The sequence below is a fragment of the Sphingorhabdus sp. genome (assembly GCF_046596595.1).
GTDB lineage: Bacteria > Pseudomonadota > Alphaproteobacteria > Sphingomonadales > Sphingomonadaceae > Sphingorhabdus_B.
In genome coordinates, this window is the sequence record NZ_JBKJMB010000061.1 from 16,946 (window position 1) to 41,233 (window position 24,288).

A 24,288-nucleotide genomic window follows, 5' to 3' on the forward strand; every position below is an offset into this window, starting at 1 on the left:
GTAGGATTGCTTGGTTGTGCAGGGCGGTAGGCCATGCTAATGCGCCCGTCCCGCCTACGATTATCGTGGTATTGGGGCGAAAGCCGGGGAAACAAAATGGTTGGACCGCAAGCAGACGATTTTGGTCATAGCGATCAAGATCACCAAGGCAGCCATGCCCCGAAAGGGTCGCTGCTGGCTTTGTGTGTCGGCACAGTTGGCGTGGTGTTTGGTGACATCGGTACAAGCCCGATTTACGCCTTTCGCGAGACTTTTTCAGGCCATCATCCCATCACGCCCGACCCGATGCACATCAAAGGTGTGCTGAGCCTCGTGTTTTGGTCAATGATGATTGTCGTTACCTTCAAATATGTTTTCACGATCATGAAGGCCGACAATAAGGGCGAAGGCGGAAGCCTCGCATTGCTGGCTCTCATAAACCGTCAGACAGCGGGCGCAAAATGGACTGCGCCGTTTGTTATGCTTGGGGTTTTTGCAACTGCGTTATTCTATGGCGATTCCATGATTACGCCGGCGATGTCGATCCTTTCGGCAGCGGAAGGTCTCAAATATGTAAATGAAGGCTTTAGTGCGTGGATCATTCCGATATCCGTAGTGATTATCGGCGCGCTTTTTGCCTTCCAGTCGCGCGGTACAGCTAAGGTTGGCGCGTGGTTTGGGCCAATCATGCTGGTGTATTTTGCGACGCTCGCCGGGCTGGGTATCATGCACCTGACGAAAATGCCGATGATCATTTTCGATGTGTTGAATCCGCTAAATGCGTTTTATTTCTTCTATATTGACGGTTTTCGCGCCTTTGTGGCCATGGGTACCGTAGTTCTTGCTGTGACAGGTGCAGAGGCGCTCTACGCCGATATGGGCCATTTTGGACGCCGCCCAATCAAGTTTAGCTGGCTCTTCTTCGTGCTGCCTGCGCTGATGCTTAACTACATGGGGCAGGGCGCAATGATATTGTCGATGACGCCGCAAGAGGCGCAGATGGCCATTCGCGACCCGTTCTTTCTGATGGTCCCTGAAATCATCAGCACGCCGGTCATTTTCCTCACGATTATGGCGGCTGTCATTGCCAGTCAGGCCGTTATTTCGGGGGCATTCTCCTTGACGCAGCAGGCCATTCAACTTGGCTTCATGCCGCGTCTCAGCATATTGCATACAAGTGAAAAAGCCGCAGGGCAGATTTACATCCCCGCGATTAACTGGGGCCTTGCCGTCATGGTCCTGCTGCTGGTGCTGTTCTTCCAGTCGTCGTCCAATCTGGCTGCAGCTTATGGCATTGCGGTAACTGGCGCGATGTTCATTGATACCTGCCTGATCGCGGTCGTATTGCTGACGCTCTGGAAATGGCCGAAGTGGAAGGCAATTCCAACTTTGGCTTTGTTCTTCATCGTCGACTTTGCCTATTTCGGCGCGAATTTGTTAAAGGTTCCGTCGGGCGGATGGGTTCCGCTGCTGATTGGTCTGGTTATCTTCACCTTGCTGACAACATGGTCACGTGGCCGAGCGTTGATGCGCGAGCGGATGGCGGAGAGCACGATGCCGATGGAGATTTTCATCAAATCCGCCGCCAATAGCGCCACCCGCGTTCAGGGCACTGCGATATTCATGGCTTCTGCGGCCAGCGGCGTGCCATCGGCGCTGTTGCATAATATCAAGCACAACCGGATCTTGCATGAGCGCATCATCATCCTGACCGTGCAGATCGAAGATGTCCCGTTTGTTGATGCTGCTGACCGGATCGTCTGCAAAGATTTAGGCGAAGGCTTTTATCGCGTGAAAATGCGCTTTGGCTTTTTGGAAGAAACCAATGTCCCCGAGACACTAAAACAGGTTGAGCTATGCGGGCCTAAATTTGACATGATGCACACCAGCTTCTTCCTGTCACGCCAGACATTGATTGCGTCGAAAATTCCCGGAATGGCCATTTGGCGCGAGAAGGTGTTTGCCTGGATGCTGCGAAACGCAGCGAACGCGATGGAGTTTTTCAAGCTGCCGAGCAATCGGGTTGTGGAACTTGGCAGTCAGGTCGAAATCTAACCAGAACAGGTCCTTATCGGGCCCTATTAAAAGCGCTTGAACGTTTTTGTCGGCAATCCTAAGAACAAAAATGGAACGTCGATAGGAATGCCAGATGTCAATCATGTCATTGCTGAGCACGCAGGATTGCGCGGATTTGAGGTTGGCCTGGCGTTCGCTTGATTTTGGTCGGCTTGGTATTTCGTTCGTTTGCGAGGATGCGGATCCGTTAGATTTCGGGATTTTATCATATCATGGCGTGTCATTTGCTTACGACATTCAAAGCATGACGCAGGTTAAGGCAGCACAACATATCTTCTGTAGCACGGACATGGGCGACGTGCGGTCAGCTATCCATTTGGAACTTGGGCCCGCCGTTGACAAGGGCGGTGCCATTCCGGCTATTGCTATGGCGTTGATGCAACTGGGGGAAGTTCTCGGGCGGTTATTTCGCGCCAAGGCTGTTTTATGGAAGCCGGCTTCGATCTTGTCGGGATTTGAATATTTTGCAGAAGCCGTTAAGCAGTATTCCAATAAAGCGGCTTTTCCTGCACTCATTTGTGTTCAATTCGACACGACCGATCAATCCAAAGTCGAAACCCACGGCCTGAAATGGTTTTGCGGGCAGGAACTTGAATTTAAACATGCCCCGATGGCGACGCGAGATGCGATGCGCTTTATGGTACGTTTGGTGCATGATCTTGCAACGCAGGGTGCAATTTTACGCGAAATAGCAGTTCCGGGTATGCAGTCTGGTGAAACCATTCTTCTTACGCCGAATGCGCAGAATGACATTGTAATTGCAGAATTTTTTATGCCAGAATAATCCCGCAACAAACAATATGGGGTATTTGTGGCGGTGGGCGATATGCGGAGTTTCAAAAGGGTCGCGGGTTCAAGTGCGCCCGGGGAATTTCAGTCGCACCATTTGATACCTGTGGGTGTCTTTGCCAGCAAAGCGTTCTCCCCTGCATTTGAAGCGGTCAGGGCCGATGGATTTGATGGACGCTATTTCGCCCGCAACGGTGTGTTTCTTCCGGCAACCGAAGCTGCTGCGCTGCGCAGTGGATTGTCGCTACATCGTGGTCCACACCGGCGATACAATGAACTTGTTGCCCACCGCATTGCAGCGATCTTCCGGGATTATGCCACTATTCGATATCGCCAATCCGCCCGACGCGATGCCGCCGACAGAATTAACCTGCTTGTAGGTGCGTTGCGCACGGTTTTGTCACGTTCGCCACCACTCATGTCGCTGAATCAGCGTGACCCATTCCATACCAGCGTAAACTTCGACAATATTGACGCAGCTTGCGAAGCGATCTGGATTGCAACAAAATGACATTTTTTGAATTTAAGACTGGACGAAAGTTGCACGACATGGCTATCGTTTAAACATAATGACCGTGCACACCGCCATTTCGCTCTTGCTTCGACTTACACGCCCTTAGGCGTGCCTGTTCGCCGGTTCGTCCGGCAACCCGTCTAAGGGCATCAATTTTCCGCCAGATCTCAAAGCCTGCAAAACGGGCACATTAGCGAAATTGCCAATCATCATGATGTTATCAGACCCATCGCGAAAATACCGACCGTTCCCGCAGGTTAACCTGCCAGACCGCCAATGGCCCTCGCGGACGATTGATTGTGCGCCTCGCTGGCTCTCGACCGATCTGCGCGATGGCAATCAGGCGCTTATTGATCCCATGGGCGCCGAGAAAAAGAAGCGCTTTTTTGATCTGCTGCTGAAAATTGGCGTAAAGGAAATTGAGGTCGGCTTTCCCAGTTCAGGTGCCACGGATTTTGATTTTATCCGCGGCTTGGTCGACAGCGGCTGCATTCCGGACGATGTGATGATCCAAAGCCTCACGCAGTCTCGGCGAGATCTGATCGAAAAAACCTTTGAAAGCATGGCAGGCGCACCGCGCGCTATCGTCCATCTCTATAATGCCGTGAGCCCTGCTTGGCGGGACATTGTGTTCAAGCTTGATAAGCCAGGCGTTAAGGCCATCGCCGTAGAGGGTGCGAGCATATTGAAAGAGCAAGCGGCGAAATATCCGCAAACAGACTGGCATTTCGAATATAGCCCCGAAACTTTCTCGACTGCCGAACTCGAATTCAGCCTTGAAGTGTGCGAAGCCGTGATGGACGTGTTGCAACCGACCGCTGCAAAGCCGCTCATCCTCAATTTGCCTGCTACGGTGGAGGCGGCAATGCCCAACGTCTATGCCGATCAAATTGAATGGATGTGCCGCCACATCAGCGCGCGCAATCACGTTATCATTAGCCTTCATCCGCACAATGACCGCGGCAGCGGTATCGCCGCGGCGGAACTGGGTCTGCTTGCGGGCGGAGACCGGATTGAGGGCTGCTTGTTTGGTAATGGCGAGCGTACGGGCAATGTTGACCTGGTGACGCTGGCGCTCAACTTGTATACGCAAGGTTTGAACCCTGGCCTCGATTTCAGCGATATAGATGAAGTCATCCAGACCGTTGAATATTGCAATCAACTTCCCGTCCATCCGCGACATCCTTATGCGGGTGAACTGGTCTTTACTGCCTTTTCCGGCTCGCATCAGGACGCGATCAAAAAGGGGTTCACTGCGCAAGAACAGCAGAATGACGAAATCTGGCGCGTACCTTATTTACCCATTGACCCGGCTGACTTGGGACGAAGCTACGAAGCTGTCATCCGCGTAAACTCGCAAAGCGGTAAGGGCGGCGTGGCATGGGTCATCGAACAGGACCAGGGCCTAAAACTTCCCAAGCGCATGCAGGCGAACTTTTCCAACACCGTCCAGGAACTGTCGGATTCCACGGGCCACGAACTGACGAGTGCTGACATCTGGGCGGCGTTTGAAAAGCGCTATCACCTAAAAGGCGAAGGCCGTTTCCACTTGGTCGATTTTCACGAAAGCCAAAGTCCGCGTCAGCACAGCGAGCGAATCTTTGCTGGCAATATCCGGATTGATGGTGAGATCCAAGGCGTCAGCGGTCGCGGAAATGGCCTTATTTCCAGTCTGGCCGACGCCCTGCAAGAAGCGTTGGGTGGGCCATTGGATATCATAGATTACAGCGAACACGCCATTGGCCGTGGCACCGATACGCGTGCTGCCGCCTATGTCGAATGTCGTGTAGGTGACGGTCCGATATTATTTGGCGTAGGCATCAGTCAAGATGTGGCCACTGCATCCGTCAGAGCCATTCTCAGCGCAGCGAATAGCCTTTAAGGTCATGGGCTGGCGGACAGCATGTTTCTTTCTTAATGCGCCTCCATGGGCGGTGGAGAGCATTTGAGAAATGGTACGCGGCATCAACTACACGTGCGCTGGAGCTGCCGAGCGTTCCTCTAAACACAATAGAGGGGGGACGCTGCCGTTACGGAACGGGGTGTCCCGTACCCGCCATTTGACAGCCGCGATATGCTGTGGCTAACGAACTTTTAATCAGCGAATTAACAGGGGATTCGGCGCATGGCACTTCCGGCAATTTTCGACAATCTGCGGCTTCCGGTGATCGGCTCTCCGCTGTTCATCGTATCGGGGCCGGAATTGGTCATCGCACAGTGCAAGGCTGGCATTGTCGGGTCGTTCCCTGCACTCAACGCGCGACCTCAGGCGCAGCTCGATGAATGGTTGCACCAGATTACCGAAGAACTGGCCGCGCATAACCGCGACAATCCCGACCGTCCCGCTGCACCTTATGCGGTCAACCAGATCGTGCATAAATCGAACAACCGCCTGCAAGAAGACATCGGGACCTGCGCCAAATGGCAAGTGCCTATCACTATCACGTCACTGGGCGCTCAGGTCGAACTCAACGAAGCTGTGCATTCATGGGGCGGGATCGTGCTGCATGACGTGATCAACGATCGTTTTGCGCACAAGGCCATCGAAAAGGGTGCGGACGGCCTTATTCCCGTTGCGGCAGGGGCTGGTGGTCACGCAGGCGTGACGTCACCCTTTGCCTTGATGCGCGAAATCCGTGAGTGGTTTGATGGACCAGTCGCCCTTTCCGGATCAATCGCACATGGCGCGTCGGTCTTGGCAGCGCAGGCAATGGGCGCCGATTTCGGATATATCGGCAGCGCGTTTATCGCGACCAAGGAAGCCAATGCCGTCGATGGCTACAAGGAGAATATTGTCGAGGCGAAGGCAGCGGACATTGTCTATTCAGACCTGTTCACTGGCGTGAGCGGCAATTATCTGCGCCAGTCGATCGAGAAGGCCGGCATGGATCCGAACAACCTGCCCAAGGGCGATATTTCGACGATGAACTTTGGCTCCGGCGGTAATAGCGAGGCCAAGGCGTGGAAGGATATCTGGGGTTCAGGCCAAGGCATCGGCGCGATCAAGGAAGTGCAGACCGTCGCTGAATTTGTCGACCAACTTGAGGCAGAATATCGCGCAGCCAAGGCCAGCCTCGACGCGCGATATTTGGGGTAATCTAAGCGGGCCAGCGCCGTTTTTACACCGAACAAATTTTATCACGCAAAGCCGCAAAGCCGCAAAGCCGCAAAGATGAAGAATTCTCCTTTTCTTTGCGCCTTCGCGGCTTTGCGTGGGAATATTTTACAGCTTAGCTCGCCTTTTCAAACGCAACGCTGATGTCCAGTTTCACATCGTCTGAAACTACAGGGATGCCGTAGGTTACGCCAAAGTCGCTGCGTTTGATCGTCGTGGTCGCGTGAAAGCCCACCGTGGCTTTTTTATTGAACGGGTTGTTGCCTGCGCCTGAAAATTTTGTGTCGAGCACAACTGGCTTGGTCACGCCATTCAACGTCAGGTTACCCGTGATTTTCGCTGAAGTACCCGAAGCGACAACGCTCGTGGAAACGAATTTCGCGTCGGCCGGGGCTGGGCCGAAAAAGTCGGCCTTGCCGCCGTCCTTGCCAGCGCGCAGCAAATGTCCGGTCAAGCCTGCACTTGCGGTGGTAACCTTGCCGATGGGGATTGTGATATCGACCTTGGATGTGTTCGGCTTGGCCGGATCAAGTGTCAACGTACCCGTTGCGTCGCCAAAAATGCCGAAATAATCGTTGAAACCAAAATGGCTGACGCGCCAGCCTATGAGTGTATGGCCGGGGTCGGTATTATATGTTCCGGCGGTTACACGGGCGACGTCCATCGCGCCTGGCACTTCAGGTGCGCTCTGCGCGATTAGCGGCACGGCGACAAAGAGGGGAAGGGCACATAAAATCTTGCGCATGAGGATGCTCCGGACATGAAAAAAGGGAGGCATCAATGTCGATGCCTCCCCCAAAACTGTCAAGCCGTGAAAATAAATTTAGTTCTTTGCCTGATCCACCAGCTTATTTTTTGCAATCCACGGCATCATCGCGCGCAATTGGGCACCTGTCGCCTCAATTGGATGTGCAGCCGCCGCCTTGCGCGCCGCTTTAAGTTCAGGCTGGCCTGCACGGTTATCAAGCACGAAATTTTTGACGAAACGACCAGATTGAATGTCAGCTAAAACTCGCTTCATTTCTGCCTTTGTTTCGTCAGTAATGATGCGTGGTCCAGTAGTGATATCGCCATATTCGGCCGTGTTGGAGATGGAATACCGCATGTTGGCGATGCCGCCTTCGTACAACAGGTCAACGATCAGCTTGGTTTCATGCAGGCATTCGAAATAAGCCATTTCGGGTGCGTATCCTGCTTCGGTCAATGTTTCGAAGCCGGCCTGAATCAGGTGGGTAATGCCACCGCACAACACGGCCTGTTCACCGAAAAGGTCTGTTTCGCACTCCTCGCGAAAGTTGGTTTCGATGATGCCGCTGCGTCCACCGCCAACGCCGCTTGCATAAGCAAGTGCCACGTCATGTGCGTTACCGCTTGCGTTTTGCGCGACGGCAATCAGGCATGGCACGCCGCCACCCTTCTGATATTCGCTGCGTACGGTATGGCCAGGGCCCTTTGGTGCGATCATGATGACGTCAATGTCGTCCCGCGGCTCAATCAGGCCGAAATGGATGTTGAGGCCGTGCGCAAATGCTAACGCTGCACCCGGCTTCAAATTGGCATGGAGGTCATCGGCGTAAATTGCGGCCTGATGTTCGTCTGGTGCCAGAACCATTAAAATATCGGCCCAGGCCGCAGCGTCGGCGTTTGCCAGAACCTTGAAGCCAGCAGCTTCGGCCTTCTTGGCCGTGGCCGAGCCAGCCCGCAATGCAATCGCGACCTCTGCAACGCCACTGTCGCGCAAGTTTTGCGCATGGGCATGGCCTTGACTGCCATAGCCTACAATCGCGACCTTCTTGTCTTTGATTAAGCCGAGATCGCAATCTGCGTCGTAAAAAACTTTCATTTTCAGAATCCCTCTTTTTTGCCGTCACGCGCACATTGTTTTAGCGTGACGATGATTTTCAACTTGCCTCGGATCCGCGCATCAGCCCCACAATGCCCGTCCGGCCTATTTCGACAAGGCCGACCTCACGCATGAGAGTTACGAACGTGTCGATTTTCTCAGGCCCACCGGTAATTTCGAAAATGAAGCTGTTGACGGTCGCATCGATAACTCGGGCGCGGTAAATATCGGCCAAGCGCATAGCTTCGACCCTTTGGTCGCCAGCACCGCTGACTTTTACCAACGCAAGCTCGCGCTCGACATGCGGTCCAGCTTCGGTGAGGTCCGTGACTTTATGTACCGGGACGAGCCGTTCGCATTGCGCAATTATTTGGTCAATGACGGGCGGGGGGCCTTTGGTAACAATTGTTATCCGGCTGGTCGTGTGATCTTCGCTGATGTCGGCGACGGTAAGGCTGTCGATATTATATCCGCGCGAAGTAAACATCCCGGCAATACGCGCAAGGGTGCCCGCTTCGTTATCCACCGTCAGCGTCAGGACGTGACGCTCGCTGATCTCCTGCTTTATATGCATTATACGAGCGCCTTTGCTTCGTCATCCATCGTTCCGGAGACCTGATCGGAGTTCAAGATCATATCGGTATGAGCCGCACCGGACGCAATCATCGGGAAGCAATTTGATGTTTTATGCACGCGGCAGTCGAACATAACTGGTCCGTCATAAGCCAACATTTCAGCGATAGCATCATCAAGCTTGGCAGGATCATCACAGCGAATGCCTTTCCAGCCATAAGCTTCGGCGAGCGCGACAAAGTCAGGCAGGCTGTCGGAATAGCTTTCCGAAAAGCGACTTTCATAGGTCAGTTCCTGCCACTGACGCACCATGCCCATCCATTCATTGTTCAGGATGAATACCTTCACAGGCAGGCGATATTGCGTCGCCGTGCCCATTTCCTGAATGTTCATCTGGATTGATGCTTCGCCCGCAATGTCAATGACGAGCGCGTCGGGATGGCCCATTTGCGCGCCGATTGCCGCGGGCAGGCCATAGCCCATCGTGCCGAGACCACCGCTGGTGAGCCACTTGTTTGGCGCATCGAAGTGGAAATGCTGGGCCGCCCACATCTGATGCTGGCCCACTTCAGTCGTTATGATCGGTGCCTTGTCCTTGGTTGCCGCAAACAGCCGTTCGATCGCGTATTGCGGCATGATCTCCTGCGTACTGCCGGGATAGCTGAGGCAATCAACCGCGCGCCAGCCCGTGATCCGCGACCACCAATCTGTGAGTGCCGGCTTTTTGTATTTCCGGCCTTTCCATACATCAATCATCTGCCGCATGGCCGTGCCAACATCTGCGACGATGGGTAGGTCGACACGGACCGTCTTGTTGATCGAACTGCGGTCAATATCGACATGGATTTTGATACTGCTAGGTGAAAAAGCATCGAGGCGGCCCGTCACTCGGTCGTCAAAGCGCGCACCAAGGCACACCATCACGTCGCATTGGTTCATGGCCATATTGGCCTCATACGTACCGTGCATGCCCAACATGCCAAGCCAGGCATCACCCGATGCTGGATAAGCGCCAAGGCCCATCAGCGTTGAGGTTACCGGCGCTCCGCTTAATTCGGCCAATTCGCGCAACGCTTCACTTGCCGCTGGCCCTGAATTGATGATGCCGCCGCCGGTATACAATATCGGTGCCTTGGCATGTGCCAGCAACTCGACGGCACGGTTTATTTCCGCATAGTCTGCTTCGCCAGCATAAGTGTACCGCGACGGAGTGGGGCGCTTAACATCGGTCGCGGCGGTTGCCACCTGCACGTTTTTGGGGATATCGATAACGACTGGACCCGGGCGTCCTTTTGTAGCGATAGCAAAGGCCTCACGCACAACAGAGGCAAGCTCAGCCGGGTCCTTCACGAGATAATTATGCTTCGAACAATGACGGGTGATGCCAACGGTGTCTGCTTCCTGAAACGCATCGGTACCGATTAGGTTGGTCGCAACCTGACCAGTCAAAACAACCAGAGGGATCGAGTCAAGAAACGCATCGGCAATGCCGGTTACAGCGTTGGTTGCGCCGGGCCCAGAGGTCACGAGGACAACGCCTGGCTTTCCGGTTGAACGTGCATAACCCTCCGCTGCATGCGCAGCGCCCGCTTCATGTCGCACAAGGACGTGGCGGATTTTGGTCTGTTGAAACAGCGCGTCATAAATCGGCAACACCGCGCCACCGGGATAACCAAACACGGTGTCCACACCCTGTTCAATCAGGGTATCGATCAATATTTCTGCGCCGGATTTTTCGGCCACTGGACAGTCCTTATTTGTTTAGCTGCCGCCCTATGTTGCACTGCAATAGGGTAAGCAAGAGCGGGCTAGCTAATGATTAGAAAATGGCTTGTCAAATAGTATCATTGAAATAATGTTTCAAAACTTAGCATATTTGAGTCATTTATTTCTTCTTCCATCCGCGGCCACCCCGCCGGGGCCTGGTTCCGAAACCACGTGAACTGTCGCTTGGCATATTGCCGGGTCGCGATTTGTCCGCGCATTACCGCTTCGTCATATTGCATCGTGCCTGTCAGGTAGGCCGATATTTCCGGCATGCCGATAGCCCGCATGATCGGCGCGTCATGAGGCAAATTACGTGCGAGAAGCGCCTCCACCTCGTTCACCGCGCCACGCTCCATCATCATAGCAAAGCGGGCATCGCACCTGTGGTAGAGCCAGTCACGCGGCGGCAGAAGCAATGTCGGACGCAAGTCGATCTCGGCGCCGATTCCGCCCGTCTTTGTCTTGCGCCATTCCGCTATGCTGCATCCCGTGCTCTGGACGACTTCAAGCGCGCGCGTGATGCGGCTGATGTCCGTCGGTGACAGGGTTGCCGCAATTGTTGTATCGAGCCTCTGAAGCGCTGCATATGCTTTTTCGACGGGCATCGCTCTCACCTGCGCACGCAATGCAAGATCGACCTCAGGAATTGGGGCAATACCGTCAAGCAAAGTGCGGATGTACAGGCCGCTGCCGCCGACTAGTATTGGCGTTGCACCCGCCGCATGTGCTTGGGCAATCGCCAATTTTGCATCGCCTGCCCACCGTGCTGCGGAGCAGTGGGTTACGCCATCAAGATATCCAAACAAATGATGCGGCACGCTGTTTTGTTCTTCGACGGTCGGTTGCGCGCTCAATATCGGCAAGTCGGAATAAACCTGCGCGCTATCGGCATTAACAATTACAAAATTACCCGATTTGGCGAGATGCAGCGCTAATGCCGTCTTGCCGCTCGCGGTCGGACCCGCAATAAGCGCGACCATCTTTTGAGGATTCGAAATGCCCATCTTGACCCTGATAGCAGCAGATACGGCTGAAAGTGGCATAGTTTCCGAGGCCGCCGACCGCTTGCAGATGGCTGATTGCATTCCGGGCCCGGTAACCTGGCTTGCGCAATGGAAGGCGGTTGATATCGCTTTTGAAGGCGACATGGCGCGCGCGCGAACAGCAATGTCTGACTTGGAAGATCGGTTGGATATCGTGGTCCAGACAGAGAGCAACCGGCGCAAGATGCTTTTGGTGTCCGATATGGATAGCACCATGATCACCGTTGAGTGTATCGACGAGCTTGCCGATTATGCGGGTATCAAGCCAGAAATCGCAGCGATTACGGAACGTGCTATGGCAGGTGAGCTTGATTTTGCCGAAGCATTGAAAGCCCGTGTGGCATTGCTTGCCGGACTTGACGAAAATGTGATCGAAACCTGCCTTCGGGAACGCGTTCGGCCCATGCCAGGTGCCGAAGTTCTTGTGCGCACAATGACGGGGTGGGGCGCACATGCTGTGCTCGTGTCGGGCGGGTTTACAAGCTTTACCGGGCCCGTGGCGGCAATGCTGGGCTTCGCCGAAGTGCATGCTAATGTGCTTGAAATACTGGACGGCAAGCTGACGGGAGCACTATTCGGGGAAATTGTCGACGCCAATGTTAAGCGTGACGTTTTAACATCCGCCGCAGATTTTCGAGGGATAGACCTAAATGCGACATTGGCCATTGGCGACGGCGCTAATGATTTACCGATGATAAGGGCAGCAGTATCGGGAGATGGTCTCGGCGTCGGTTATCATCCCCGGCCACAGCTTGCCGAGGCTGCGAACTTCGCCGTTCGCCATAATGACCTAACGGCCTTGTTATTCGCGCAGGGCGTCAGGCCAGAACACTGGGCATAGTAACGCTGCGAAACAAATTGAGTGTGGCCCCGTTGGTGTTATGTTGCCGCCAAACGCCCATTATAGGAGCATGTTATGCGTAAATTTTTGCTTATTCTTATCATCCCAGTAATCGCCAGCTGCTCAACCTTAAAATCAACGAGTGCTGTTGAGGTTTCCGAGGTGTTAACGGCGGACCTCGCACGCGCCGATGGCAGCTGGGCCGGTGTGGCGACAATATCGCAACGCAGCGATGGCGTATTTATGAGCTTGTCCGCTGAAGCACCTGCAGCAGGTACTTTTGGCATGCACCTTCATGCAGTTGGAAAATGCCAAGGGCCCGAGTTCACTAGCGCCGGGCCGCACTGGAACCCTGATATGAAACAGCATGGCCGGGATAATCCGATGGGCGCGCATGGCGGCGATCTGCCAAATGTAGATGCGGCCGGGGATCGCAAGATCACCCTCGAATATCAGCTTCCGAACATGAAACTGTCAGGCCCTGCGGGGTTGCTCGACGCCGATGGCGGCGCACTGATTATTCACGAAAAAGCTGACGACTATAAAACCGATCCAAGCGGCAACAGTGGCAAGCGTATTATTTGCGGTGTTTTCAAATCAGGAAACAAAAGCTGATTTATATTTTATCGGCATAAAGTAAGCATCCTGGGGCAACGCGCTCCAGGATGACATTGATATCTTCCTTGGCGAATGCGAAGCAGCCTTGGCTTCTGCCGATTTTCCCTTGGTCATGAATCATTGTCTGGTTCACGTACCAGGCGGGATGGATCACGATGGCGCGTGCCTCCGCTTGATCATTTTCAGCGTCCAGCCCGATAAGCCGTCGGGATTCACCATATTGGCCAATATAGGTCTCACCGACAAGATAACTGCCGGCTGAAGTCGCCTCCGAGCCATGGACATTCGAGAAATTTTGGACCCAACCACTATGGCTTGGGTCTGAACCCTTGCCATGGGCGACCAGATAGGGCGTTGCATGTCCGTTACGCAAATCAACGACATAAAAGCGCGGGTCACGCGACGGTTTTGAAAAATCGGCGATGGCCAAAAGGTCGTGGTTGTGGATACGCGATTTATGCTTGGCCAAAGCCGCTTTTGCGCGAGCAAGTAACAATGGCGAAGGCCCAGCATGTCCGTTACCGGTTCCAGGGAGAAAGACGATCTCTGCGGCACGCGACGGCACCGCAAGCAGCGTTGCCCCCAATATTGCAGAATGTATGAATTGCCTTCGGCCGATAAAACTCATGGGACTGAGATAAGCGGCAATCCTTTACAAAAACAGGGCATCAATTGCGTTTGGGCGCAAAAGCAGGCCGTTTAGGCGCATTGTAGTATCAAGCTGTTTTGTCGCATTTAACAATTTTGACGTCGAATATTCCTACGGTTCTTGCTACGGAACCACTAATCGCAGCCCCCAGCGGGCTGTTTCGTTGACACGGTCTGGGGCAACTTCATGAGTTTTGGCGCGGGTATCCGCAAATTGCATAGCTTATATGCGCTTGCACTGCTTCTTTTGGTGACAAGCGGCGCTTTTGCATCCCAGCAGCAGGCCCAGACCACGCGCGTTAAACAGAGCCAGAGTCAACCCACCGAGCCACCCGAGAATGATCCAGCCACCAATCCGCAATTGGTTGTGCCGACCACTTCGCCCCCACCGATTGTTACGCCGCCAGTCGCAGTGCCACCTGTGACTACTCCGCCTGTCTTTGCCCCTACGGTCATTGCCCCCCCCGTCGTTACACCTGCGCCCAAGCCGCGAAAAAAGGGACCAGTGGACGCTTTAAAGCCGGGGGACTTCGTGTGGGTTCCGCAAGCCGTTTATGAAGGGCCGATGAAAATCGTGATCGTTCTCGATATTCAGAGGATATATGTGTTTCAAAATGACGTGTTGATTGGTTTTAGCACCATATCGTCAGGTAAGAAGGGCAAGGAAACGCCGACCGGTTTTTTCAATATTCTGCAAAAAAATGTCGATCATAAATCCAATCTCTACAGCAATGCACCAATGCCTTATATGCAGCGTTTGACATGGGATGGCATCGCGATCCATGGCGGCCACCTGCCAGGATATCCCGCATCGCATGGCTGCATCCGGTTACCGCTCGCTTTTGCCAAAATGCTTTATGGCGTGACGCAGATGAACCAAGAGGTGTTTGTCCTTAAGGATACGGCAACACCCGTTAAACGACCAGAGCCAAAGCCTGTTGAGGAACCAGCGGTTCAGCCAATGGACCCAGCTGTTGATCCTGCACAACCCGTGACTGGTTCGACGCCCGAGCCGGCGAACACGCCTTTGCCCGATCCCGTAAGCTGACGAGACCCCACAAGCAGAACGGCCGCACTTCGCTGATTGACGTTTACGCTAACGTAAACTAGTGACGTTACTGCAACGAAGAGGGAAGGTGCTATGGAATCTTATACGCGCGATCAAAGGCGAACCGATGCAACCATCGAAACGCCCGACGCATATAACCGGGAATCCTTTACGATATCGGACCTATCGATCGAATTTGAAGTAACCGCGCGCGCCTTGCGATTTTATGAGGATCAAGGGTTGATTTCGCCGGAACGTATGGGACTGGCGCGCATTTATTCCAAACGTGACCGCGCCCGCCTTGCGTGGATATTGCGCGCCAAGCGCGTTGGGTTTAGCCTTGCGGAAATTCGCGAGATGATCGACCTTTATGATTTGAATGACGGCCGGAATATTCAACGGCGTGTTACAATCGAAAAGTGTCGGGACAGAATTAATCTGTTGAAAGCGCAGCGCGATGATATCGAAAGCGCTATCAACGAACTTACTGAGTTTGTTTCAACGGTTGAAAAAGTGGAAGCCGCGGAAAAATCTGCCACAGCCTGACAGCGCAATTCGTGATTTTTGAGGATAGAAAATGCCAAGTTATAATGCCCCTGTTCGCGACATGCAGTTCATCCTGAACGAAGTTTTAGGAATCGAACGCTTTGCCAATCTTCCAGGCTTTGAAAACGCCAGCGCGGATATGATCGAAGCAATCCTGACCGAAGGCGCGAAATTTGTCGAAGGCGTACTTTTCCCGTTAAATCAGCTCGGCGATCTTCAGGGCTGCACCCGGCACGAAGACGGCAGCGTAACAACACCCGATGGATTTAAGGAAGCCTATAAGCTGTATTGTGAGGGCGGTTGGGGGACATTGTCCGGGCCTGAAGAGTTCGGCGGTCAAGGTATGCCACATATCGTCTCCATGGCCTTTGAAGAATTGATGGCCAGTTCGAACATGGCATTCGCCATGTATCCTGGCCTTACGCAAGGCGCGGTATCTGCGATCCTGGTCAAGGGAAGCGACGCGCAAAAAGCTACCTATGCGCCGAACATGATTTCAGGCAAATGGGGCGGTACCATGAACCTGACCGAGCCGCATTGCGGAACGGACCTTGGCCTAATCCGCACCAAGGCAGCGCCCAATGGCGATGGCAGCTTTGCCATTACGGGTACGAAAATTTTCATCTCTTCCGGCGAGCATGATCTTACGGAAAATATCATCCATCTGGTGCTTGCAAAGACTCCGGGCGCGCCCGACAGCGTTAAAGGCATTTCGTTGTTCATCGTGCCAAAGTTCCTTGTGAACGATGATGGTTCGCTTGGCGCGCGCAACACCCTTTCCTGCGGTTCGATCGAACATAAGATGGGAATCCACGGCAACGCTACTTGCGTGATGAACTATGATGGCGCGACAGGTTATCTCGTCGGTGAAGAAAACAAGGGCCTCGCCGCCATGTTTATCATGATGAATATTGCGCGTCTGGGCGTAGGCCAGCAAGGCCTTGGTGTGGCCGAAGTCGCTTACCAGAATGCGGTGCATTATGCGCAGGATCGCCGGCAGGGCCGTGCGCTGACTGGCCCGCAGGATATGGATCAGAAAGCCGACACGTTATTTGTTCACCCCGACGTGCGCCGCATGCTCATGGACGCGAAAGCATTCACGGAAGGCATGCGCGCTTTTTGCTTGTGGGGCGCGTTGCAAGCCGATTTGCTGCATCACGCTCAGACCGAGGAAGAACGTCAGATGGCAGATGATCTGCTGTCTTTGCTCACGCCGGTTATCAAGGGCTATGGCACCGACAAGGGGTATGAAGTCGCCACCAATGCACAGCAAGTCTATGGCGGCCACGGCTACATCGCGGAGTGGGGTATGGAGCAGTATGTGCGCGACGCCCGAATCGCGATGATCTACGAAGGCACCAATGGCGTGCAGGCAATGGATCTTGTCGGACGTAAGCTTGCACAAAATGGCGGCCGTGCCATCCAGGCATTGTTCGCGATTGTCGATGAGGAATGCGCTGCTGCAAAGGCGGGGCCACTTGCGGACTTCGCTGGCCGGCTTGAGAAGGCGAATGGCGATCTGAAGGCGTCGACGATGTGGTTCATGCAAAATGGCATGGCCAACCCAAACAACATCGGCGCAGGCGCGCATCATTATATGCACATCATGGGCATCGTTGCGCTTGGACTACAATGGCTGCGTATGGCGCAAAGCGCGCAGAAGGCGCTTGATGCAGGGGCTGGCAACGCTGCATTTTATGAAACCAAGCTGGTGACGGCGCGGTATTTTGCCGAGCGCTATTTGCCAGACTGCGGCGCGCTCCGCCGCAAGATTGAGGCAGGCAGCGAGGCTATCATGGCACTCACACCTGAAATGTTCGCTGCGGCTTAGTCATGAACGCCGCCGTTAGATAACAAAATGCCGGGATGATAAGTCCCGGCATTTTTGTTTATTCCACAGGCAAGAAATCGGGCACCGAAAGATAACGTTCGCCGGTATCATAATTGAAACCGAGCACGCGGCTTCCGGCAGGCAATTCGGCAAGCTTTTGTGCGATTGCGTCCAGCGTCGCGCCGGACGAGATACCCACCAACATGCCCTCTTCACGCGCAGCACGGCGCGCGGTTTCCTTTGCGGCTTCGGGATCCACCTGAATAACGCCATCAAGCAAAGCGGTGTGCAGGTTGGCAGGAATGAACCCGGCGCCGATACCCTGAATTGCATGCGGACCCGGTTGCCCTCCGCTGATCACAGGTGACAATGTCGGTTCGACGGCAAACACCTTTAGATTAGGCCACGCCTTTTTCAGGACCTCTGCGCACCCCGTAATATGGCCGCCTGTTCCAACGCCTGTAATCATGACGTCGATAGGCGAATCGGCAAAATCTTCCAATATCTCCAGCGACGTTGTGCGCACATGGACATCGATGTTGGCGGCGTTTTCAAATTGTTGTGGCATCCATGAGTTCGGGGTCTGAGACACCAACTCAAGCGCCCGTTCGATCGCGCCCTTCATGCCCTTTTCCCGCGGCGTCAGATCAAAACTCGCACCATAAGCCAGCATCAAGCGCCGACGTTCCAACGACATGGACTCAGGCATGACGAGTATAAGCTTATATCCCTTGACCGCAGCCACCATGGCGAGGCCAACGCCGGTGTTGCCTGACGTTGGTTCAATGATAGTGCCGCCGGGCTTAAGGCTGCCGTCTGTTTCGGCGGCTTCAATCATGGCAAGGCCGATACGATCCTTGATCGACCCGCCCGGGTTGGACCGTTCGGACTTGATCCAGACCTCAGCATTGGGGAACATACGCGCCATGCGGATGTGCGGCGTATTGCCAATGGTTTCGAGGATTGAATGTGCTTTCATGGACTTTTTCCTCTATATTGCGGTTCGAATGTTCGGGCATTTTTGAGTTCGGGAAATAGACCCGCCCAGATTGCTGTTACGAATATGGCACCAGCGCCGCCAAATACAACCGCGCCGACGGGGCCAAGTACTGCCGCGGCCAATCCGGATTGCAACTCGCCCAGTTCATTGGAGGCGGAAATGGCAAGTCCCGACACTGAACTGACGCGGCCGCGCATATCGTCGGGTGTGTTGAGCTGGACCAACGAAGAGCGCACATAGACCGACAGCATGTCCGATGCTCCAAGCACCACCAGCATGACCAATGCGACCGCCATGCCAGCGCCTAACTCTACACAGCCGAAGTCGGGAAGACAGAGAGCCACTTGCGCGTCGCTGAACACGCGGTTGCCGATTTCGTGACTAAGGCCAAAGCCGATGGTGGCAACGCCGAACACCACAACTGCCCAAAGCATTTTTGCGCCGACGTTGTGACGCAGTGGCCAGATGGCGAGCATTAAAGCTACGACTGAAGCACCAACTGCAGGTGCAGCACGCAGTTGTCCGAGACCACTCGGACCAACCATCAATATGTCACGTGCATAAACGGGAAGCATGGCTGTTGCCCCCGCAAGCAGCACCGCAAAAAGATCAAGCGTGATGGCGCCCAGCAAAAAGCGTTCTGACCATGTGTAGCGTATACCATCGACCATCTGCCGGATGGGATGGATCTTCTTTTCCATCGGGGGAGGATAGACCGGCCGCACGAAGCTGAGGCTGATCGTGGCCATCAGCATGAGACCCGCCGACGCCCAATACGGTAAGGACGGGCTTGCCGCGAACATCAGTCCGCCTGCCGCAGGACCAATGACCGAGCCAATTTGCCAAGCGATTGAACTTAAGGCAATCGCGCGCGGGAGCGATGCGGGCGGAACGATATTTGGCGCAATAGCCGACATCGAAGGCCCCACAAACACCCGCGCTACGCCATGCAATGCTGCGAAGACAAAGAGCAGCGGCAAGGTAAGCGCGTCCGCATAGGTGAACCAACCCAAAGCGAGCGCCACCAGCATGTCGATGCTGTTGGCGAGCCGGGCAACGGTGCGTCGTTCCCAACGGTCTGCCGCCCAACCCGCGACCGGGGTCAACAGTGCAAGTGGAACGAACTGCACAAGGCCAAGCAGACCAAGCTGTAACGACGCTTCGCGGATCGACATGCCATAATCGCTGCGGGCGATGTCGTAAGCTTGATAGCCAATAACCACGACCATTCCCATGGTTGCGAGTACCGCCATGAACCGCGCCATCCAATAGAAGCGGAAATCGGCAATCTTAAGCGGATGAATTTCGGCGGGAATATCAGACATATTTGGTGCGCCTATCGGCTTATGTTTCTGCGCGCAATGCACAGACTTCTATCTGGCTGCAAAGCAGCATTTTACAGACAGGGCGGCTAACCCATATCCTCGGGCACACCATGATAGTCGTTAATTGTCTCGAATATCGTGGTGAGAGCTGCACGTTCCTCCAAGGATATTTCCGGACGCCAGATTTCGAACAGCAAAATGACCCGCGTTTGGCCGCTTCTGTTCCATGCCTCATGCTCAAAGCTATCATCGAAAATCAACGCTTCGCCTTCCCGCCAGGCGCGGGTTTCGTTGCCGACGCGTAGGGCGCAATCCTCCGGAACGATCAACGGAATGTGGCAGATCAGCCGCGTGTTCAAAAGCCCATGGTGCGGCTGGATATGCGTATTGGACTTAAGCAACGACCATAACGCAATTGGCGACCGGCTATTGATGCGTGGCATCGGTGCACTTTCCAACGCTTGCATGGTAACCGGACAGCGCGAAGCATTTTCCGGGACAATTTCGCCGTTCCGCCAGAAATAAAATGCACCCCAGCTTGGATCGTTGATCAGCGGATTAGCAGCGCTTGGGCGGTCAGCCGTTGCCTCGACATATGGCGGAAAGTCTTGGCCGTCTGCCAGAATTTCGCGCAGTTCGGCCTGCATTTCTGGAACGCACTGTTCGATTTCTGCGATCCAATCGAACTCATCGCGTTCATAAAATTGACGCTGAGGTAGACCCGGAAAGTAAAAACTTGATGGCTGCTGCAAATAGAGTTGCTTGCGGCCAAGCAACATGTCGATGGCTGTGCCGACCCTGCCATCGCGCTGCAGGCCAGCCTGATCAATTCCATCCATCAAATGCTGCTCAAATTTATCCTGCACCTCGTCCATAAAATTGCGCGCACGGTCGAGCATCGGGTGGAGCGCAGTGGGTACATTTGGCATGGACGATGCCTGATTGAGCGCAGCCTGAAAGAAGGCGTTTGCGGCGCGATCATCGCCGGCGCGGGCCTTCAATTCGCCTGACAGGATTAATGCTGGCAAATTACGGGGCTCAATTTCCAGCTGTCGCTGTAACGCCAGCCCTTCTGCCGCCACGTCCCCGGAAAGACTGCATGCCTGTGCCATTAACAACCACGGCATTTTGTCATCGGACAACTCGGTGAGCAATAGCCTAGCCGAGGCGCCATCTCTGCGCTGAAGCGCCGCTCTGGCGTCAGATATAAGTTTTGAAGCCCCCGCATCCATTCGGCATCATAACCGCAAAGCCGATAAGTTTACCAGCACTGTTGCTTTTATTCACGCGTCGGCGGTCAAGACCCTTTGATAATCCAATTCGTCAACCATCAGGCCGATGGTCGCGGCTATTCCAAACCGCATGGAGTTATCAACATAATGGCTTGATCAGCCGGGGTCTATTTCCATCGGGAACTTAGAACCCACCCATCGGCAATGCGGGGTTGATGACAAAATTTTCAGGGTCCTGAGAACCTGGCTCTTCTCCATTTAGAAATGCCATGAGATCAGAAATCAACCGATCGCGGTCCGTTTCAAACAGCCCATGGGGGGACCCTGCATATTCGACTAGCGTGACATCTTCGATCATCGCCGCCGCCATCCGGGCTGTAGGATCGATTGGCACGGTTTTGTCCGACGTTCCGTGAATGATTAATGTTGGCACGTTGAACGAAGGCAGATCGCCTCTAAAATCAGTTGAGGAAAATGCTTCCGCCGCTTTCAATGTCGGACGAAGGCCTGCCTGCATGGACATATTCCATGCCCAATCCAAAGTAGCGCCGCTGACGGGCTTACTCAGCCAGCCGATACCGAAAAAGTCATGCAAGAAAGTCCGCATGAATGCAGGGCGATCTGCAATCATGTCCTGCGTCATCTGATTGAAGGTTTCCTGCGGAACACCATCGGGATTGTCGTCAGCTTGCAGCATATACGGCACCACCGACGCGACAAGCGCTGCGCGGACAATACCTGCGCCCGCATAGCGTGACATATAGCGCGCCACTTCACCGCCACCCATGGAAAAACCAACTATGGTAACGTTTTCCGTAGCGCCCGTTGCCTTCATCACATCAGCAAGGTCGTCTGTGAAGCTATCATAATCATAGCCACCCCAAGTTTGTTCGGACCGTCCAAAGCCGCGTCTGTCATAGGAAATCACACGGTGTCCGGCATTCGCCAAAGCTTCGGCTATTGGATCCCAACTGTCCGCCGTGAGCGGCCAACCATGCATCAAAATGACTGGATTCCCGGTGCCCCAATCTTTCACATAAAGCCACGCGCCGTCGCGGGTTTCGATCATGGGCATCGTTCAATCTCCTATCCAAAGCGAATTGTACAGGAAACACACGAGAATGGTGGACGTTCCGTTATCTCATCGGATGGGTCTACGGCAGAGGCAGATCAACCAAGCGTTACAAAGCTGTCCATCACTCGTTTGCGTCCGGCCACTTCAAAATCGATCTCAAGCTTATTGCCTTCAATCAACGCAATTGCGCCATAGCCGAATTTTTCGTGGAAAACGCGCAACCCAATGCTCAGGTCGCTACGCCCTGCGTTGCCAAGGCTGATCGCGCTGCGTGTATTCTCTGCAATGCGTTGCGGGCGAGGGTTGAAGCCACCCGAAGTCGCGGCGCGTTGCCAGCCAGGGCCGCGCGCACCGGCCCGGGTGGCGTTGGCAGCGGCAAGGTGCGCGAACGGGTCGGACTGTTCGCTCCAGTTAGCCCGCCATAACGAGGCGCCGCCAGTCATCGTCTGCTCAGCCTCGATATGGTCGAGCGGAAGTTCTTCGATAAAGCGGCTCGGAATGCTGCTTGTCCATTGACCGTAAATACGGCGGTTTGCCGCGTGGATGATGGTGCATTTGCGTTTTGCGCGGGTAATCGCAACATAGGCCAGACGACGTTCTTCCTCCAATGAGGCAAGACCGCCTTCATCAAGTGCGCGTTGTGACGGGAAAATGCCTTCCTCCCACCCGACCAAGAACACGTTGTCATATTCAAGGCCTTTGGCGGCGTGGATCGTCATGATCGTCACGCTTGCCCCTTTGTCACCGCGGTCATTGTCCATCACCAGGCTGACATGTTCCAGAAACTCGCCAAGCGTTTCATATTCTTCCATGGCGCGGGCAAGTTCGCTCAGGTTTTCAAGCCGGCTAGATGCTTCAGTGCTACGTTCCGCCTGCAAAACGGCAGTGTAGCCGCTTTCGTCCAAAATGAGCCGCGTGAGATTGGCCGGGGACATTGTCGCTGCCTCGTCGCGCCAGCGGGCGATGTCGACCACTAGGTCCGCCAGCGACTTACGCGCCTTTCCGGTCAGTTCATCGGTGCCGACCAGGCGTGCGGCGGCGACCGACAGTGGCGCGCGCTCTGCGCGGGCAACGATGTGGATTTTCTCGACGGCCTTATCGCCGATGCCGCGTTTCGGAACATTGACGATGCGTTCGAAGGCTAGGTCGTCCGCTGGCTGGTTTACGATGCGCAAATAGGCGATGGCATCACGGATTTCAGCGCGTTCGTAAAAGCGAAATCCGCCTACTATCCGGTAGTTAACGCCAACTTGGATGAAACGGTCTTCAAATTCCCGGGTCTGATGCTGTGCGCGGACGAGGATGGCGACGCTGTCGAGGCTCTCGCCCTTGTACTGCAATGCTTCAATTTCTTCACCCACGCGGCGCGCCTCTTCGGGGCCATCCCACACGCCGATGATCCGGACCTTTTCGCCCTCGTCCAACTCGGTCCAGAGCGTTTTGCCAAGCCGCGCGCTGTTAGCGTCAATAAGGCCGGATGCGGCGGCAAGGATATGCGGCGTACTTCGGTAATTCTGCTCCAATTTAATGGTTTTTGCGCCCGGAAAGTCTTTTTCAAAGCGCAATATGTTGGCAACCTCGGCGCCGCGCCAGGAATAGATGCTTTGGTCATCATCGCCCACACAGCAGATATTCTTGCGCTTTTGCGCAAGCAGACGCAGCCACAGATATTGGACTGCGTTGGTATCCTGATACTCGTCGACCAGGATATATTTGAACTGCGCCTGATATTTTTCAAGGATCTCGCGGTTGTTCTTTAGGAGGTTGAGCCCATGCAACAAAAGATCGCCAAAGTCGCAGGCATTCAGCGCAAGTAGCCGGGCTTGATACAGCGCATACATAAGCTGTCCTTTGCCGTTGGCAAAAGCTTCATTGTCAGCCGCGTCCAAGTCAGTGGGCGATTTGCCAGCATTTTTCCATTTATCGAGCAAGCTCGCAAGGCCTCGGGCGGGAAAGCGCTTTTCGTCCAAATCTTCTGACTGGATCAGTTGCTTCAACAACCGAATCTGGTCGTCGGTGTCGATGATGGTGAAGTTGCTTTGAAGGCCGATAACTTCTGCGTGACGACGCAGCAGCTTGGCACCAATGCTATGGAAGGTGCCTAGCCACGGCATCCCTTCCACCGCAGACCCGACCATCGCGCCAATGCGTTCGCGCATCTCCCGCGCCGCCTTGTTAGTGAATGTCACGGCCAATATTTCCGATGGCCACGCCTGACGCGTGTATAATATCTGCGCCATTCGGGCAGTTAAGGCGGCCGTTTTTCCTGTTCCTGCGCCAGCGAGCAGTAAAACCGGGCCCTCGGTGGTCAGCACCGCCTCTCGCTGTGGAGGATTTAAGCCACGCAACCATGGCGGTTCCGCTTCGGACGGGTGGGGCTGGACCTGAACATCTGACATAAGGCGAACAGTTAGGGAACGTCGCG

General features: G+C 54.5%; 21 protein-coding genes. 10 read left to right on the forward strand and 11 right to left on the reverse strand.

Features of this window, described 5'->3' with window-relative positions; all coding sequences use genetic code 11:
- Positions 1-96 precede the first annotated feature (96 nt).
- The 5 genes from ACLL9E_RS06070 (at position 97) to ACLL9E_RS06090 (ending at position 6,455) form a co-directional block, all read left to right on the forward strand.
- Positions 97-2,034, forward strand: coding sequence for a potassium transporter Kup (locus ACLL9E_RS06070; protein ID WP_411290843.1), 1,938 nt, complete (start codon positions 97-99; stop codon positions 2,032-2,034).
- A 388-nt stretch (positions 2,035-2,422) separates the two neighbouring features.
- Complete coding sequence (locus tag ACLL9E_RS06075) at positions 2,423-2,839, forward strand: hypothetical protein (protein WP_411290844.1); 417 nt, start codon at positions 2,423-2,425, stop codon at positions 2,837-2,839.
- Between the two features lie 42 nt (positions 2,840-2,881).
- A complete protein-coding gene (locus tag ACLL9E_RS06080; RefSeq protein ID WP_411290845.1) occupies positions 2,882-3,355 on the forward strand; it encodes an AHH domain-containing protein in 474 nt (157 codons plus the stop codon).
- A 214-nt stretch (positions 3,356-3,569) separates the two neighbouring features.
- Positions 3,570-5,240 (forward strand): 2-isopropylmalate synthase, encoded by a 1,671-nt coding sequence (gene leuA, locus ACLL9E_RS06085; RefSeq protein ID WP_411290846.1) that lies wholly within the window; start codon positions 3,570-3,572, stop codon positions 5,238-5,240.
- A gap of 243 nt (positions 5,241-5,483) precedes the next feature.
- Positions 5,484-6,455: an NAD(P)H-dependent flavin oxidoreductase gene (locus tag ACLL9E_RS06090; RefSeq protein WP_411290847.1), complete on the forward strand. Its 972-nt coding sequence runs from the start codon at positions 5,484-5,486 to the stop codon at positions 6,453-6,455.
- Between the two features lie 133 nt (positions 6,456-6,588).
- Here the strand turns inward: ACLL9E_RS06090 and ACLL9E_RS06095 are convergent, their stop codons facing one another.
- The 5 genes from ACLL9E_RS06095 to miaA all read right to left on the reverse strand — a co-directional run bounded on the left by ACLL9E_RS06095 (position 6,589) and on the right by miaA (position 11,660).
- A complete protein-coding gene (locus tag ACLL9E_RS06095) occupies positions 6,589-7,218 on the reverse strand; it encodes a YceI family protein (protein WP_411290848.1) in 630 nt (209 codons plus the stop codon).
- A gap of 78 nt (positions 7,219-7,296) precedes the next feature.
- Positions 7,297-8,316: a ketol-acid reductoisomerase gene (gene ilvC, locus ACLL9E_RS06100; protein WP_411290849.1), complete on the reverse strand. Its 1,020-nt coding sequence runs from the start codon at positions 8,314-8,316 to the stop codon at positions 7,297-7,299.
- Between the two features lie 58 nt (positions 8,317-8,374).
- Positions 8,375-8,890, reverse strand: a complete 516-nt coding sequence (gene ilvN / locus ACLL9E_RS06105) for an acetolactate synthase small subunit (protein ID WP_411290850.1) — start codon at positions 8,888-8,890, stop codon at positions 8,375-8,377.
- Positions 8,890-10,632 (reverse strand): acetolactate synthase 3 large subunit, encoded by a 1,743-nt coding sequence (locus ACLL9E_RS06110; protein WP_411290851.1) that lies wholly within the window; start codon positions 10,630-10,632, stop codon positions 8,890-8,892. Before ACLL9E_RS06110 ends, ilvN begins: the two co-directional genes overlap by 1 nt.
- Before the next feature lie 101 nt (positions 10,633-10,733).
- Complete coding sequence (miaA, locus tag ACLL9E_RS06115) at positions 10,734-11,660, reverse strand: tRNA (adenosine(37)-N6)-dimethylallyltransferase MiaA (RefSeq protein WP_411290852.1); 927 nt, start codon at positions 11,658-11,660, stop codon at positions 10,734-10,736.
- Between miaA and serB the strand changes: the two genes are divergently transcribed.
- Complete coding sequence (gene serB, locus ACLL9E_RS06120; protein WP_411290853.1) at positions 11,653-12,540, forward strand: phosphoserine phosphatase SerB; 888 nt, start codon at positions 11,653-11,655, stop codon at positions 12,538-12,540. The genes miaA and serB overlap by 8 nt on opposite strands.
- A gap of 75 nt (positions 12,541-12,615) precedes the next feature.
- Complete coding sequence (locus tag ACLL9E_RS06125) at positions 12,616-13,155, forward strand: superoxide dismutase family protein (protein WP_411290854.1); 540 nt, start codon at positions 12,616-12,618, stop codon at positions 13,153-13,155.
- A gap of 1 nt (position 13,156) precedes the next feature.
- Here ACLL9E_RS06125 and ACLL9E_RS06130 read toward each other — a convergent pair whose 3' ends face one another.
- Positions 13,157-13,744, reverse strand: a complete 588-nt coding sequence (locus ACLL9E_RS06130) for a murein L,D-transpeptidase catalytic domain family protein (RefSeq protein WP_411290855.1) — start codon at positions 13,742-13,744, stop codon at positions 13,157-13,159.
- A 249-nt stretch (positions 13,745-13,993) separates the two neighbouring features.
- Between ACLL9E_RS06130 and ACLL9E_RS06135 the strand changes: the two genes are divergently transcribed.
- The 3 genes from ACLL9E_RS06135 (at position 13,994) to ACLL9E_RS06145 (ending at position 17,231) form a co-directional block, all read left to right on the forward strand.
- Positions 13,994-14,854: a L,D-transpeptidase family protein gene (locus ACLL9E_RS06135; RefSeq protein WP_411290856.1), complete on the forward strand. Its 861-nt coding sequence runs from the start codon at positions 13,994-13,996 to the stop codon at positions 14,852-14,854.
- A 93-nt stretch (positions 14,855-14,947) separates the two neighbouring features.
- Positions 14,948-15,400, forward strand: coding sequence for a MerR family transcriptional regulator (locus ACLL9E_RS06140; protein WP_411290857.1), 453 nt, complete (start codon positions 14,948-14,950; stop codon positions 15,398-15,400).
- Positions 15,401-15,431: 31 nt separating this feature from the next.
- On the forward strand, positions 15,432-17,231 hold the full coding sequence (locus ACLL9E_RS06145; protein ID WP_411290858.1) for an acyl-CoA dehydrogenase C-terminal domain-containing protein: 1,800 nt from the start codon (positions 15,432-15,434) through the stop codon (positions 17,229-17,231).
- Positions 17,232-17,289: 58 nt separating this feature from the next.
- Here the strand turns inward: ACLL9E_RS06145 and cysK are convergent, their stop codons facing one another.
- The 5 genes from cysK to ACLL9E_RS06170 all read right to left on the reverse strand — a co-directional run bounded on the left by cysK (position 17,290) and on the right by ACLL9E_RS06170 (position 24,262).
- Positions 17,290-18,210 (reverse strand): cysteine synthase A, encoded by a 921-nt coding sequence (cysK, locus tag ACLL9E_RS06150; protein WP_411290859.1) that lies wholly within the window; start codon positions 18,208-18,210, stop codon positions 17,290-17,292.
- On the reverse strand, positions 18,207-19,556 hold the full coding sequence (locus ACLL9E_RS06155; protein WP_411290860.1) for an MFS transporter: 1,350 nt from the start codon (positions 19,554-19,556) through the stop codon (positions 18,207-18,209). Before ACLL9E_RS06155 ends, cysK begins: the two co-directional genes overlap by 4 nt.
- An 86-nt stretch (positions 19,557-19,642) precedes the next feature.
- The gene (locus tag ACLL9E_RS06160; protein ID WP_411290861.1) at positions 19,643-20,698 is read right to left on the reverse strand and encodes an aspartyl/asparaginyl beta-hydroxylase domain-containing protein; all 1,056 of its coding nucleotides are present in this window, start codon (positions 20,696-20,698) and stop codon (positions 19,643-19,645) included.
- A gap of 274 nt (positions 20,699-20,972) precedes the next feature.
- Positions 20,973-21,863 carry an alpha/beta fold hydrolase gene (locus ACLL9E_RS06165; protein ID WP_411290862.1) on the reverse strand — a complete coding sequence of 297 codons (891 nt, stop codon included), beginning with the start codon at positions 21,861-21,863 and terminating at the stop codon, positions 20,973-20,975.
- Between the two features lie 95 nt (positions 21,864-21,958).
- Complete coding sequence (locus tag ACLL9E_RS06170) at positions 21,959-24,262, reverse strand: ATP-dependent helicase (RefSeq protein WP_411290863.1); 2,304 nt, start codon at positions 24,260-24,262, stop codon at positions 21,959-21,961.
- Positions 24,263-24,288 lie beyond the last annotated feature (26 nt).